Raw genomic sequence first — 15457 nt, 5'->3', positions numbered from 1 at the left:
AGTATGCCTTTTCAAACTTTACCGTTGTGGATACAACTCGGGGCTTTTTTTCTTGCAGTCAATGCGGGAATGATTAATGTACTCGGACTGGTGACCGTATTACACCAGTCCGTTTCACACATGACTGGTAATGTCAGTATGCTGGCTATGGCGATCCTCGATTGGCAGCCTGCCACCATCTTGTATTTAATACTGGTCTTAATGTGTTATGTAATCGGTTCATTTTATAGTGGGCTGATACTTGGAAATAGTCACTTCAGCTTAACGCGCCGTTATGGTGTGCCTCTAAGCTTGGTGGCTTTTTTTATTGTCCTGTGTTGGCTACTCCTGCCATTTTTCCCACGTTATGCATTACTTTGGGCATGTGTGGCAATGGGTGTACAAAATGCAATGGTCAGCCACTATAAAGGCACAATTATTCGCACCACACATCTATCGGGTGTACTGACAGATCTAGGTTTAGCTTTAGGCTATAAAGCACGTGGCTTAGAAGTCGAATCTAAGCGTGTCATTTTGCACTTACTCATTTTAATTGGGTTTATTGTCGGCGGGTTACTTGCCAGCTGGCTTTATCCTTATTTAAAATTAAACGCATTCCTTATCCCTGCCGCATTAAGTTTAATCATGAGTGTGGTGTATTGGGTCATCTATTTTCATTATCGACATATACACGATTAGTTGGAACGTATTATGGTTAAAAATGCATTACAGGCGCAATTGCTTAAAGCAGGTCTGGTCGATAATAAAAAGGCAAAAAAACTGTCTAAACAAGCTGTACATGAAAAACGTACAGGTGAAAGCAATGAAGCTGAAATCAAAGCGAAAATCGAACAAGATCAGCAGCAAAAAATGGCAAAAGATCATGCCTTAGAGCAAGGTCGTAAAGCAGTTTTGCAAGAAAAAGAATTGAAAGCTGCCATCATGCAAATGATCAATCAGCACAAAATTCGCGATACCAATGGTGAGTCAACGTATCAATTCATTGATGATAGCAAAATCAAAAAAGTCTACATTAATCAGCAAATTTACAACGCGCTGGTTGCTGGTAGTCTTGTTATTGCACGTGAAAATAGTAGTTATGCTTTTTTACCAAAACCACTTGCAGATCGTATCAATACGAAAATGGAAGGCTTTATCATTGTTAATAATTCAGAAAACAATGAACAAACAACGGATGAAGAAGATCCGTATGCAGCGTACGTCATTCCTGATGATTTAATGTGGTAATTTGCGATAATTTTCTTTAAATCAAATAAAAAGCTCCTTTCATAGGAGCTTTTTATTGTGTATTGAACGATGAGTTTAATTTAAAACTTCAGTGAGAAAATCCTGCAATAAAACTTGAACGTCTGTAGATGATTGATCATCTAAAGCATTATTTAAATAAGACGGCCATTCGTCCAAATTATAAATTACAGTATTTAAAAATTTTGCACTTGGGATATCTTGTAGATGTTTTTTTGCCTCAATAATCTCTTCAGCGTCTGTCCCAATCGGTATTTTATTTAATACAATATAAATCTGTAATCCTGTATTAAATTGCTTTATCGCAATAGCCAAAGCTAACATCTCTTGGACTAACCGCGTATCTTGCTCCGTCAAACCTGTTGGAATAATTATTTTATTCGCATGTTTTAATACCGATCTTAGCGCATTGGAATCATGTCCATGAATATCAACAACAATATTGGCATAGTGGTTTTTCAAATGTTGAATACGTAAATCTAATGTATTGCTATCACTTTCTACTACATTGATATGTTCAAAACCGAGATGATTATTCTGTTGCATTGCCCACTCGTAATTGGCAGAACTTAGATCAGCATCCAATAGAATCGTCTTATTTAAAATTGATAAAGCCTGACTCAAATATTGCGCAATCGTTGTTTTTCCTGAGCCTCGTTTTAAACTTGTTACGACATAAATCCCCATAGTGTCCCCCTAAAGAACCAAATAAAAAAATTGAGTGAAAATTATTGATTATTATTTATTCACTCTTTTTTTATGATATTAAAATAAATTGATAGAAATGAATTTCAAACTTTGACTGTTAATTCATCGATATGGCTTTAAATTTGTTGAAACAACTATTTTCAAATATTGATCTTAGATTGGGTCACTTAGTTGTAATTATATGAATGACAAATGTGGCCAATCCGTAAAATTTGATTGTATAAACTTGCATATAAAATCTTCAATATTAGAATCTTATCAATTAATCAGTTTACACATTTAACGTTATTCAAATTTAAAGAAGGGTTATTTTGGAAAAATTTCAGTTTATACAAAATATTCAAGATTGGTCAGATCAATATCCATGGCTAGAAATGCTGAGTTCGCTTGGACTGGTATTAATTTTTGCCATTCTTGCAAACTTTATTGCCAAACAAATTGTTGTACGTGGTATTCGTAAATTGGTCTCAAAAATGACCTTTAGTCATAGCCAAATTTTGTCAGAACATAGTGTGATCAAACGCTTTGCCAATATTGTGCCCGCTATTGTGATATTGAATGGCATCACAACCGTTCCACATTTGTCGGATAAAGTTGAAACGGTAATTCAAATGGCCTGCCAAGCCTTTATTTTTCTAACCATTGCACTAGCAATCTCAGAATTACTCAATATTTTTAACCTGATTTACCAACGAAATCCGAAGTCTAGAAATAAGCCGATTAAAGGATATCTGCAACTGGTCAAATTAATCATTTATATCGTATGTGGTTTGATGATTTTAGGTACTTTCTTGAAAAAGGACGTATTTACTTTATTGGCTGGTTTTGGTGCTATGGCCGCGGTATTAATGCTGGTCTTTCAAAATACAATTTTATCCTTGGTGGCATCCGTTCAAATTTCATCCTATGACATGGTGCGTATAGGTGACTGGATTGAGATGCCTTCTTTAAATGCGGATGGCGATGTCATTGATATGTCATTACATACTATTACGGTACAGAACTTTGATAAGACTTTCACCACAATTCCAACCAATAAATTGGTGACAGATACTTTTAAAAATTGGCGTGGTATGGCACAAGCTGGGGTGCGTCGAATTAAACGCTCAATTTATATTGACCAAAGCTCAGTGCATTTTATGACACAAGACGAGCAAAATAAGCTCAAGGATTTTTTATTACTCGACCAATATCTAGACACAAAACACGAAGAGTTGGCTCATTTCAATCAGCAACTTTCAAATCAATCGCAATATAATCAAAGACGTTTAACCAACTTAGGGACTTTTCGGGCCTATGTTGAGTTTTACTTAAAACAACATTCAGGCATTGCTCAGCACCAAACCATCTTGGTTCGCCAATTACAAAGTACCAGTCAAGGTCTACCGCTGGAAATTTATGCCTTTAGCAATACTATTGCATGGAAGGACTATGAAGCAATTCAATCGGATATTTTTGATCACCTCATTGCGATTATTCCTGAATTCGGCTTAAGTGTGTATCAAGCGCCTTCTGGTTCGGATTTTAAACAAATAAACCAATGGTCTGAATCGAGTCAACAGCCTTAATCTAAGGCTGTTCGTTTTCAAAAAAATTTAACAAATTGAATGAATATTCATTTTTCATGATTGATTGAACAATTTTGTTTTATATTCTTAATGTCTAGATTCATGCGCTATTTCTCACATTCATCTAAAAATCAAAAATATTTCAGCTAAAACTGTATACAAAAATGGTGTATTTTATATATTATTTGTAAACAAACGCATAAAAAAGCTTCTAAAATAGGAACTTGATCATGGAAGGTACCCCAAACCCTTCTCATAAATCAGTTAGAACACCATCAGAAATTTTGTTTGATTCAATGAATCAATCACCGGTTAAGCACACCCTAATAAAATCAGAAGCCTGCGATGTCCATAGCCGTGAACACATTGAAAATGCTCTACGCGATCCGATTGCACGTATACCGAGTCAATTTAAAAGCGCTTTCCATAAATTTTTATACTACAATCAAAAAAAATATTTACAGCAAGTAAATCATTTTGCTCAATTGGCGTTTTTAATTTATTTTTGGGCAGATCGATACGTTTTGCCGGATGTAGAAGTACTGTCTGGTGTGATTCGAGTCATTGCAATTATTGGTGCGTTTGGACTTAACTTTTTTTTATTTAAATACATTCGGCGTATTCAGTTACTCGATATGGTTTTGCCTTATGCGACCTGTCTATCGGCTATACTATGGTTTGAAATTCTACTCAACTCCAGCAATGAAGCTGTATATACATATCAATATGCAGCCGTTATTTTGATTGTTTTAGGCAACCTTAGTATACAGGTACATTTTCGTCCGGCTTTACTCAGTTCTGCAATGATTACTGCGGCAGTTTTGTTTGGCGTCTGGCGTCTTAATGTCCTCAGTGACTTTATCATTTACCTATTTGTATATGTTCCCATCTTACTATTTAGTATTTATATATGCTGGAACAATACTTTAAATTCACGTAAGACATTCTTACGCGCACTGCTTGATGATTGGAATTATCATACATTACGTAAGTTAGCGCACACTGATGAACTGACTCAAATCAGTAACCGCCGTCATTTTGTGCAATCAGCCAATCGAAAAATTAGAGAGACACCGCATATGGTCAGCACCAGTTTACTAATTTTCGACGTCGATCATTTTAAACAGATTAATGACGCTTATGGTCATGACGTTGGTGATCAAGTCCTATGCTGTATTGCAGAAGTCGCTCGTCGAGAGATGCGACATAATGATATGTTAGCGCGTTTTGGCGGTGAGGAGTTTATTGTTCTACTACCCTATACTGTACAAGCTGATGCGCTAAAAATTGCAGAACGTCTACGCTATAAGATGGAACAACAATGTTTAAATATCAATGATCAAGAATTAACGTTCACAATTTCTGTAGGGGTTTCTAAATTGGATCCTAAACATCCGAAATTAGACCAACTTATTAAACATGCCGATATTGCTTTATATGAAGCCAAACACCAAGGCCGAAATTGTGTTGTTCATTACAACACTATGAATCAGAGTGAACAACTTGTATAAAACAACAAGTAAAACGACATGGTTTAACTGAATCGAATCAATTACACTCATCGGTATTGATCAAAGATTCGCTGTCTTAAAATACTAGGTTGTTTGCATGTTTAAATGGTTTGAAAATTTAGTCGATGCCTATCCAGAAAAAAATTTGCATCAGCCCTTGCCTACGAAATTTTTCCCCTTTGTTTGGCAAGCAGCATCTGGTGTAAAACGCTATTTACTCATATTGGTACTCTGTACCGCTGGTGTAGCTAGTTTTGAAGCCTTACTTTATTCAAAAATCGGTGAATTAGTAAATTGGCTTAGCCAATCACAGCCTGATACTTTTTTACAGCAGCATCAAACCAATTTAACCATTTTGGCCTGTATTTTACTGACCAATATCTTTTTCTCATGTCTACAAACCATTATTAAGCATCAAATTTTATACAGTACCTTCCCAATGCGTTTGCGTTGGAGATTTCACAATTTACTGTTAAAACAAAGTTTGGATTTTTTTCATAATGATTTTGCTGGTCGACTCTCTGCAAAAGTCATGCAAACCGCATTGGCCGTACGTGAATTTTGGATCATCTTGGGCGATATGGTTGCCTATGTGCTTATATATTTGATCTCTATTACGATTATTTTAGGTGCTATTTCGCCCCTTTTAATTATTCCCTTAATGTTGTGGTTGGCATTATTTATTGGTTCTGCAAGTTATTTTATTCCGCAGCTGAGTAAAGTTGCTAATGAACAAGCCAATGCACGCGCTGTCATGACAGGTCGTGTAACTGATGCCTATACCAATATTCAAACAGTAAAACTATTTGCTCATGCTGGTCGAGAAAGTCAGTATGCTAAATCATCCATGAAAGAGTTCATGACCACCGTCTACAAGCAAATGCGATTGGGTGCAAAATATAACATCACTACAAATTTGCTTACGATTGTTCTATATGGCGGAGTATTGGGAACTGCCATTTGGCTATGGATGAATGGCCAAGCTGAATTAGGCGTAATTGCTGCAGCGACCGCCATGATTTTAAAACTGAGCAGTATTTCAGAATTTATGATGTGGCAAACATCTGCTTTATTTGAAAATGTCGGCACAATTCAAGATGGCATGCAAACCATGGGACGCCGTATTAATATTCAAGATAAACCAGACGCTAAAGAATTAGTTGTGCCTCAAGGTGAAATAAAATTTGAAAATGTGAATTTTGCCTACAACGATAAAAACGTTATTGATCAATTTAACCTGACCATTCGCCCTGGTGAGAAGATTGGTATTGTGGGTCGCTCTGGCGCAGGTAAATCTACATTAATACAATTATTACTGCATTTTTATACTATTAACCAAGGTCGTATTTCGATTGATGGTCAAAATATAGAAGATGTGACACAGGATAGTTTGAGAAAAAGTATTGCACTAGTCACTCAAGATACCTCTCTTTTACATCGTACCGTCGAGGAAAATATTAAATATGGTCGTCCAAATGCGACGGATGAAGAAATGTATGAGGCTGTACGTAAAGCCAAGGCGGATGAGTTCATTCCACAATTAGTCGACTTACGTGGTCAACGTGGTTATGACGCATTTGTGGGTGAACGCGGTGTAAAACTTTCAGGTGGTCAACGTCAACGTATTGCCATAGCGCGAGTATTCCTTAAAGATGCACCAATTTTAATTTTAGATGAAGCAACCAGTGCCTTAGATTCAGAAGTTGAGGCGGCGATCCAATCTAGTCTAGATGATTTGATGCAAGGCAAAACCGTGATTGCAATTGCCCATCGCTTATCGACAATTGCACAAATGGATCGTCTTATTGTTTTGGATGAGGGAAAAATTGCTGAACAAGGTACACACGAAGAATTAGTTGCATTAAATGGAATTTATGCACATTTATGGCAACGCCAGACTGGCGGATTTTTAATAGAACAACATAAACCTGAAGCAAAGGAAGATTAATACATGCTGTACTTGGAAGACTTAAAAGTAGGTGATCGTTTCGTCAGTCGTGAATATGAAATGGGTATTGATGAGATTAAGCAATTTGCAAATGCTTATGATCCGCAAGAATTTCATACAGATGAGGAAAAAGCTGAAAAACACCCTATTTTTAAAGGCTTGGCAGCAAGTGGCTGGCATACTGCAGCTGTCACCATGCGTCTTTGGACAGAATGTTTCCCTGTGGCTTATGGTTTGATTGGTTCCGAATCGAGTCTCCGCTGGCCACGACCAACACGGCCTGGAGATAAATTACATGCTGAAGTAGAAATTGTAGCAATTACGCCATCGAAAAGTAAAAACGATCGCGGCATCGTAAGTTATGTTACGCAGGCTTTGAATCAAAATGGCGATGTGCTGTTTATGTCGACCACAAAAATTGTTGTATTTAGTAAGACCTTCAAAGCGGAATAGTCAGTGAATTACAAGTACTTTACAAGTTAAAATTCAATCGATATAAAAGAAGCTAAGCAAAGTTTGTCCAACAATTTTTGTAGGATGCAACTTGATTTCATGCCAATATAGATTTGAACACAAGAAAAAACCTGCATTGCAACGGAACGCTATGAAAACAATTACTTCCCGTCAGGATCAGGGTATACCCGGCGTTTATGGATTGCTCCTTTTAGATGTTGTCTCACGTTGGGGCTACACCGCAGAGACATTATTTGAACCGTTTGGGCTCAATAGTGAGCAACTTGCTGAACCTGATTTTCGCATTCCGACAGCGATAGCCAACCAGTTAGTTGAGCATGCATTAAAGCTTACGGGTGAACCGACTCTAGGCTTTCACCTCGGGAATCAAATGCGTATTTCCATACATGGTTTTATTGGTTATGCCATTATGACTGCACGGGATATTACGGATGCCTTGGTTTTAGCAAACCGATTTATACAGTTACGTATGCCCTTTTTGCAATTGTTTTTTTCTACCTTTGGCAGTAAAGCGACTATTCAATTACAAACTGATGTCACCTTAGAACCCTTACGTACCGAAATATCTATTGCGTTGATTTTTGGCATGATCAGTATGGGAAAAGCCATTACCGGTGTTGATTATTCCGCCGGTGAAATAGACTTCGATTTCCCACAGCCAGAAGGTTTTGAACGTTTTATTGCAAAATATCCACGTCACCAGTTTAGATTTGATCAACCTCATCTATTACTCAGTTTTGATAAACAATATTTGGGGAATAAATTAGTTCATGCTGACCCTATTGCGAGTCAAATTGCGATTAACCAATGTGAAGCCGAACTTTCAGCCTTAGGTGAGCGTCATCGTATTGCGATGCGTGTACGAGATATATTAACCAATTCTGAACAACACTATCTAAGCATTGAAAGTGTTGCTGAACGTTTACATATGTCTGATCGAACTCTGAAAAGACAACTGGCTGCTGAAGGTACATCATTTTCGACTTTAGTGGATGAAGTTCGCTATCGGCATGCAACCTCACTATTGTCTCGTACAGACTTTACCCTTGAACAAATTGCAGATGAATTGGGCTATAGTGATGTTGCTAATTTTAGCCGTGCCTTCAAACGTTGGAGTGGTCGAAGCCCAAGCAATTGGCGTAAAGATCCGTACTTATAAGTCTTTTGTTTTGGATCAAAAGCATGTATAACTCATGCGAAAAATGAATTTAATGGATTTAAGGAGTTATCAATGAATCATCCTTCAGATTTGAAGTACGCAAGTACACATGAATGGGTGCGAATTGAAGGTGACCTCGTTGTTACTGGTATTTCTGATCATGCACAAGATGCCCTAGGTGATTTAGTCTATGTAGAAGCACCTGAAGTAGGTAAACACATTACTGCGGGTGAACAATCTGGTGTGGTTGAATCAGTAAAGACAGCATCTGATATTCATGCTCCGGTTTCTGGTGTTGTGGTTGAAGTAAACCCTGACCTTGAAGATGATCCGGATTTTGTCAATGATGCACCTTATAGCAAAGGCTGGATCTACAAAATTAAACCTGACAATATTGCAGATGTAGAGGCTTTACTTTCAAGCGAGCAATACGAAGCCGGTCTTTAAGTTCAAAGTATCAAATTGAATTTTAAAAAATCAGTCATTTCGACTGATTTTTTTATTATTAAAATAACTTCAGATAATCATATTTTGATATTTTTTTATTTTTTATTCATCATATAAATAAAATATGATAACTAATTATTACATTAGTTGACTTTTCATATATAATGGTTAAATTATATTCACCCCACCTTCATTTGTGTAATTCAAAAATAAGCTACCTCTTAGCATCCCTATAATCATAAGCACAGATAAGGTCTAAAGTATCTATACGCTGGTGCCCCATGACTGATTTCAATGCTGAAGCATTATGGAATAAATCCTTTCTATTATGTTTAGCAAACAACTTGTTTCTATTCATCTTTTATTTTGCACAAACCACTATTTTACCGATTTATATTGTTAATGATTTAGGTGGTAGCTTGTCACAAGCTGGCCTTGCAATGACTCTATTTATGGCATCAGCAATTGCAATCAGACCATTTAGTGCCTTAATTATCGAAAAATTTGGCGCGAAAAAAACGCTTTATGTGTCTGAAACTATGTTTTGTTTATTATGTTTTGCTTATTTATTTGCAGACAACATGAATTTTCTCATGGCGATTCGCTTCCTACACGGAATTTGGTTCAGTATTTTAACTACGGTAACGATCCCTATTGTAAATGACTTTATTCCAGCCAAACGTAAAGGTGAAGGCATGGGATATTTCTTGGTCTCAATTAATTTAGGGATTGTGCTTGGACCATTAATCGGCTTGAGTTTAATCCAACATATTTCATTTGCTGCTGTATCGGCTATTTTGACGGCTTGTGTAGTGTTGGGCTATATCTTCTGTTTCTTTATTCCACTTGCCAATAAACCTCTGTCAACTGCTTCAGTAGAAAAGAAAAAGCTCAGCATAAATGATTTTATTGAATTTAAAGCCTTGCCTATTGCATTGATGGCAATGATGGTGTCTTTCTGTTATGCCAGCATTATGTCATTTATATCAACATTTGCAGAATCGAAACACTTATTGAGCTATGCTGGGCTGTTCTTTGCTGTATTTGCCATAGCAATGATGAGCTTACGTCCCTTTACTGGTAAAATTTATGACCGTAAAGGCCCGAGTTATGTCATTTATCCCGCATTGTTATTATTTGCTGCTGGCTTATTTGTACTGAGTCAGATCGAAAGCCTCACTGGCTTTATGTTTGCTGCCGTATTAATTGGTATGGGTTTTGGTTCAGCCCAACCATGTTTACAAACAATATCTATTCAACGTTCACCAAAACACCGTATTGGTCATGCAACATCGACATATTTCACTTGTTACGATTTAGGTATCGCGATTGGTTCATTGGCACTCGGCATGGTGATTAGTGATGCGGGTTATAGCTTGGCGTACATCATTTGTGCCCTTCTCATTCTTGTGAGCTTGGTTTATTACCGTTTGGTGATTGTTAAAAAAGCGGCTACTGCATAGACCGCATATTCTATAGAATAAAAAAGACCTAAAAATTTAGGTCTTTTTTTGTTCAGATTAAGCTTCTGTATTTTCACTCGCTTCTGCTTCTTCTTTTTTCTCTTCCACCATACTAAATCCCTGAGCTGCATTGGCAGAACTAGTCGCACGTGTACTCTTCAATTTAATCTGTAAACGAAGTTCGTTGGTCGAATCTGCATTTCGTAATGCTTCTTCATAGGAAATTGCACCATCGTTATATAAGTCAAACAAAGCTTGGTCAAATGTTTGCATTCCCAGTTCACGTGACTTCGCCATAATTGGCTTTAACTCATGAAAATCACCTTTTAAAATGAGATCGGACACCAATGGCGTATTCAGCATAATTTCAACTGCAGCGCGTCGTCCTTTACCATCTTCAGTCCGAATTAAACGCTGTGAAATAATCGCTTTCATGTTACAAGACAAGTCCATCAACAATTGATTTCGACGTTCTTCTGGGAAAAAGTTAATAATACGGTCGAGAGTTTGATTGGCATTGTTTGAGTGTAAAGTACCTAAACAGAGATGACCGGTTTCGGCAAAGGAAATCGCATGTTCCATGGTCTCGGTATCACGAATTTCACCAATTAAAATAACATCTGGAGCCTGACGTAAGGTATTTTTCAGTGCGTTATGCCAAGAATGGCAATCCACGCCAACCTCACGGTGAGTAATCATCGACTTTTTATGTTTATGTACGTATTCAACGGGATCTTCAACCGTGATAATATGACCCGCTGAATTTTCATTTCGGTAATCAATCATAGCTGCTAATGAGGTTGATTTACCTGAGCCAGTTCCACCAACTACTAAAACAAGCCCACGTTTTTCCATAATGACATGCTTTAAAGAAGCAGGTAATTGTAACTTTTCAAAATTTGGAATTTCAGCAGTAATGGTACGGATGACCATCCCAACGTGAAGCTGTTGTTGAAATACATTGACACGAAAACGTGAAACATTCGGAACACTAATTGCAAAGTTGCATTCAAGTTCAGTCTCGAACGCTTTACGTTGCTTTTCATTCATTAAGCTATAAGCAAATAGCTTGGTTTTTTCAGCATTTAATTCTTGTTGTCCAAAGGGTTTCATTAAACCTTGATGCTTAATACTTGGTGGAAAATCCGCTGTAATAAATAAATCTGAGCCACCATATTCAACAACTTTAGTTAACATATGGAACATAAAACGACGTGCTTCTTCAAGCAGTTCAGCGGTATACATATTTCTCCCCAACGCATAGTTAATGCTTCAACTTCAAAACTGAATTATTATTTGTTTTGAATTTAATCACAGTTTATTGTGCATAAGAAAAACAAAATATACAAACCTAAATCATTGAATTAAATAATTTAATTAATTTTTAATGAGAAATTTATCACACTTTTTTATTCTTCTTATTACATTGCTTAAAATTTACGTGGGTACAATGCGTATTTAAAATATTGCCCCAAGTACACATGTTTTTGGGGCATAAATTCATAATTAACTTTTAAAAGCTTTAGGCACTACGCTTTAAGCTCACAGTACGTAAATCATTGGCAATTTGCTGAATTAGAGTGGTTGTTTTATCCCAACCTAAACATCCATCAGTTACAGACTGTCCATAAGTCATATCACATGAAATTTTCTGATTTCCGTCCACCAAATGGCTTTCCAGCATTACACCACGAACATGTGTTTTTACTCTTTGAGCAACGATTGTGCGTAATACTTCGGGTTGTTTCAAAGGATCTTTATGACTATTACCATGACTACAGTCAATTACTAATGCAGGTAATTCGCCTTTGGCTTTTTCTCGAATTTTCTCGATTTCAGCCAATTGGTAATTTGGGCCAGAGTTTGAACCACGTAGAATTAAATGTGCTTTAGGATTACCCACAGAGTTTAATACACATGGTAAACCACTTTGGCTCATCCCCATGAATTGATGCGAATTTGACGCCGATTGAATCGCGTCGAGTGCAATTTGGATTGAGCCATCTGTACCATTTTTGAAGCCAATGCTATACGGCATATGACTTGAAATTTCACGGTGAATTTGTGATTCACTCGTACGTGCTCCAATTGCACCCCATGCTAACAAATCATCGAAGTATGCTGTCGCTATAGGACTTAAAATTTCAGAAGCAATCGGCAAGCCTTTTTCTATAATTTGTAGGTAAAGCTCACGTGACTTTTCTAAACCAAGTTGCATATTCGATGAGCCATCTAAAGTTGGGTCATACATATAACCTTTCCAGCCTACAGTGGTACGCGGTTTTTCAATGTATGTACGCATTACGAGGAAAATCTGGTCAGAAACTTGTGCTTGGAGTTCAATTAATTTTTCAGCATATTCTAGTGCTGCGATAGGATCGTGTATTGAGCATGGCCCAGTTATAACCATGAGACGCGGATCAACGCCATTTAATATATTTTCTATGGTTGTTCTATGTTGTTCAATCTGTGCTGCTAAGTTCGCTGATAATGGGAGTTGTTTTTTCAGCTGATGCGGCAAACTTAAAATCGTTTCTGTTGACGAAGTTGTAGTCGCTTGAGTTTGTTGTAAAGCAGTATTTAAAGCATTCATTGATTATTTCCTTTGGACTGTTTCTATGACAGTCCGATCTTTTATCTGAGCGTTGTGGGACTTAGGGATTGCAAGGCATTAGACATAGACTGACTAAAGTAAAACCAATAAGAGTTGCTAAAATATGAAACGTTTAATGTGTACATGTGAATTCTCCAAAAAATATATAAAAATCAAGACATAAAAAAACCTGACCAGGGTTGCCGATCAGGTATAAACTTGGTGGGCAACCATTTCTTTGCCCGAATGCATTCAGGCAATTATCTAAATTGCCAAAAATAATACGATACGTTAGAAGAAACTGGCTGCTTAATCATTTTGATTTCATCAAAAAAAGTTGCTTGTCTGTAATTTAAAATACGCTGTATTCATTACTTTGACAATAGCTTTTTAAAAATTAATTACATTCAATCTCCAATATTTACAGCTTTAAAACACTCGATTTGATTTGAAAAAATTGATTAAAAAAACAACTTTCGCTAAAATTTGAAAATGTGTCAGTCAAATTATGACTTTCCCTTTCTGTCCCATTCGAGTATCTGCCAATGAAGTAAGTCCTGTTTTTCTCATCATTAATTTTTCCATTTTTATGATGTGCAAACACATGACGAATAGCTTCATCACACTTTGAATATTTTGAGTTATTTTCTTATTTTTTATAAAAATTAGTTATTGTTTTTGCACACTTTTGCTATCGCAAGATGCACGTATGACGCGATCCGCATGTATTGTGAGTAAGCTCAGTTTAGAGTTTTCATCAAAAACATTATTCAAAAATCTTCAATTGAATCTAGCTAAACAACAGTTATCCGCTTGTATTGGGCGCAATGGTTTAGGTAAATCTTTAATTCTACAAATTTTACATTTTCAAAGTGTCCATGATATTCCCTATGAAGGAGAAGTTTCATGGCAAATGCCGCATGCTTATCTATCTCAATTTTCAAGGCTTCAAGCCAATACCATTGCCGATGCTTTAGGTGTAGACCTGTTATACCAAGCTTTTCAGCGTATTGAATCTGGTATCGGTCGTTTTGAAGATTTTGAAATGACTGAACATCAATGGCATTTACCGCTACTGTGGCAACAACAGTTATTAAAAGCAAATCTTCCGACACAATTAGATTACCCAATTTCATGCCTAAGTGAAGGTCAAAAGACCAAATTAGCGCTGTGTGCCCTTTTTGTGAAAACTGATCACTATTTACTCCTTGATGAGCCCAGTAATCATCTAGATTATGCATCACGTCTATGGTTAATTGATTGTTTAAAAGCACATTCTTCAGGTGCATTAATCGTTACTCATGACAGAGCATTGCTACAACATGCAGCTCATATTTACGCGCTCAATGAGCATGGTATGTCAAGCTTTTGTGGCAGCTATACTGATTATACTCAACAACTTAACCTACAAAATTCGGCTCTTGAACGCCATGTTCTATAACAAAAGCTTGATTTAAAACAATTGAAAAGACAACAGCATGAAATAAAAGTTAAAACACAAAAAAGAGTGCAACAAGGACAACAACTTCGTTGCTCAAAATCTCAAGCTAAAGTGCTACTCGACTTTAAAAAAGAGCAGGCAGGCCAAAGCTTATCTACCATTCAAACTCAGCAAAAAAAGCAACTAGAGGAAAAGAAATCGCGACTTTTAAACACTCAAAAGCAGCTCGAGCAGTTCAAAAATCAGCAATTTTACTTAAATCATCATGCAAGTAGATCAGGTGAAATTTTAAGAGTAAATAATTTCAAGCTGCCACAAACCAAACATAAGCCTATTCATTTTGGACTGATGTCGGGTGAAAAAATCCATTTACGAGGCAGCAATGGAATTGGTAAATCAAGATTTTTAAGTTTTTTAAATCAATATGATGCACAATTGAATTCAGATATTTATTTATGTGTCAGCACACTTTATTTAGATCAAAATTTTAGTCAGCTAAAGTCCGAATTGAGTGTTTTAGACAATTTGGCAAAGTTCAATCCTAAAATTTCTTCAACAGAATGGCGAAATCAGCTCGGTCAGCTCAGAATTCGGGGAGATAAATCAGAACTTCCAATTCAATGTTTAAGCGGTGGTGAGCGATTAAAAGTAGCTTTACTAGGTTTAAGTTTTTATGCCGAAAATATTGAGTTATTGCTTTTAGATGAACCAGAAAATCATTTAGATATTGAATCTAGAGAACTATTGGCGAATGCTATAAAAACTATTCAGGTGCTGTCATTTTGGTTTCGCATGATGCTGAATTTGTTCAGGCTTGTGGAATTCAAAACTATGTTGAAATTGAAGATTCAAAAGAATAGCTCTTACGCTATTCTTCATGAGACGCGTAAGGAATAAAAA

At 36.5% G+C, this 15457-nt stretch carries 12 protein-coding genes and 1 pseudogene; 10 read left to right on the top strand and 3 right to left on the bottom strand.

The window, feature by feature from the left end:
- Positions 1 to 3: 3 nt before the first annotated feature.
- Positions 4 to 678, top strand: coding sequence for a YoaK family protein (locus FTT84_RS05835; protein WP_180080376.1), 675 nt, complete (start codon positions 4 to 6; stop codon positions 676 to 678).
- A 12-nt stretch (positions 679 to 690) separates the two neighbouring features.
- Positions 691 to 1227, top strand: a complete 537-nt coding sequence (locus tag FTT84_RS05830) for a DUF2058 domain-containing protein (protein WP_180080379.1) — start codon at positions 691 to 693, stop codon at positions 1225 to 1227.
- A 75-nt stretch (positions 1228 to 1302) separates the two neighbouring features.
- Here FTT84_RS05830 and FTT84_RS05825 read toward each other — a convergent pair whose 3' ends face one another.
- Entirely contained in the window at positions 1303 to 1932 is a 630-nt protein-coding gene (locus FTT84_RS05825) for a hypothetical protein (RefSeq protein ID WP_180080381.1), read from the bottom strand.
- 332 nt (positions 1933 to 2264) lie between these two features.
- Here FTT84_RS05825 and FTT84_RS05820 point away from each other — a divergent pair, with 332 nt between their 5' ends.
- From FTT84_RS05820 to FTT84_RS05790, 7 genes are all read left to right on the top strand, one after another.
- On the top strand, positions 2265 to 3521 hold the full coding sequence (locus FTT84_RS05820) for a mechanosensitive ion channel family protein (RefSeq protein ID WP_067766550.1): 1257 nt from the start codon (positions 2265 to 2267) through the stop codon (positions 3519 to 3521).
- 230 nt (positions 3522 to 3751) lie between these two features.
- Positions 3752 to 5032, top strand: coding sequence for a GGDEF domain-containing protein (locus FTT84_RS05815; protein ID WP_257223364.1), 1281 nt, complete (start codon positions 3752 to 3754; stop codon positions 5030 to 5032).
- A 97-nt stretch (positions 5033 to 5129) separates the two neighbouring features.
- Complete coding sequence (locus FTT84_RS05810; RefSeq protein ID WP_067766544.1) at positions 5130 to 6980, top strand: ABC transporter ATP-binding protein; 1851 nt, start codon at positions 5130 to 5132, stop codon at positions 6978 to 6980.
- Between the two features lie 3 nt (positions 6981 to 6983).
- The gene (locus FTT84_RS05805; RefSeq protein ID WP_067766541.1) at positions 6984 to 7433 is read left to right on the top strand and encodes a MaoC family dehydratase; all 450 of its coding nucleotides are present in this window, start codon (positions 6984 to 6986) and stop codon (positions 7431 to 7433) included.
- Between the two features lie 151 nt (positions 7434 to 7584).
- Positions 7585 to 8613: an AraC family transcriptional regulator gene (locus FTT84_RS05800; RefSeq protein WP_180080384.1), complete on the top strand. Its 1029-nt coding sequence runs from the start codon at positions 7585 to 7587 to the stop codon at positions 8611 to 8613.
- Between the two features lie 72 nt (positions 8614 to 8685).
- Positions 8686 to 9060, top strand: coding sequence for a glycine cleavage system protein GcvH (gene gcvH, locus FTT84_RS05795; RefSeq protein ID WP_067766536.1), 375 nt, complete (start codon positions 8686 to 8688; stop codon positions 9058 to 9060).
- 281 nt (positions 9061 to 9341) lie between these two features.
- Complete coding sequence (locus FTT84_RS05790) at positions 9342 to 10523, top strand: MFS transporter (RefSeq protein WP_180080387.1); 1182 nt, start codon at positions 9342 to 9344, stop codon at positions 10521 to 10523.
- A 57-nt stretch (positions 10524 to 10580) separates the two neighbouring features.
- On the opposite strand, the gene FTT84_RS05785 is transcribed toward FTT84_RS05790, so the two are convergent.
- Positions 10581 to 11768: a PilT/PilU family type 4a pilus ATPase gene (locus FTT84_RS05785; protein ID WP_180080390.1), complete on the bottom strand. Its 1188-nt coding sequence runs from the start codon at positions 11766 to 11768 to the stop codon at positions 10581 to 10583.
- 277 nt (positions 11769 to 12045) lie between these two features.
- Complete coding sequence (locus FTT84_RS05780) at positions 12046 to 13116, bottom strand: 3-deoxy-7-phosphoheptulonate synthase (RefSeq protein ID WP_180080392.1); 1071 nt, start codon at positions 13114 to 13116, stop codon at positions 12046 to 12048.
- Between the two features lie 709 nt (positions 13117 to 13825).
- On the opposite strand from FTT84_RS05780, the pseudogene FTT84_RS05775 reads away from it, so the two are divergent.
- A pseudogene (locus tag FTT84_RS05775) lies at positions 13826 to 15417 on the top strand (ATP-binding cassette domain-containing protein).
- Positions 15418 to 15457: the final 40 nt, after the last annotated feature.

The sequence above is a fragment of the Acinetobacter sp. YH01019 genome (assembly GCF_013420285.1).
Classification (GTDB): Bacteria; Pseudomonadota; Gammaproteobacteria; order Pseudomonadales; family Moraxellaceae; genus Acinetobacter; species Acinetobacter gandensis.
Note: the sequence above shows the minus strand (reverse complement) of the source record. Positions and strands in the feature narration are given on the sequence as shown.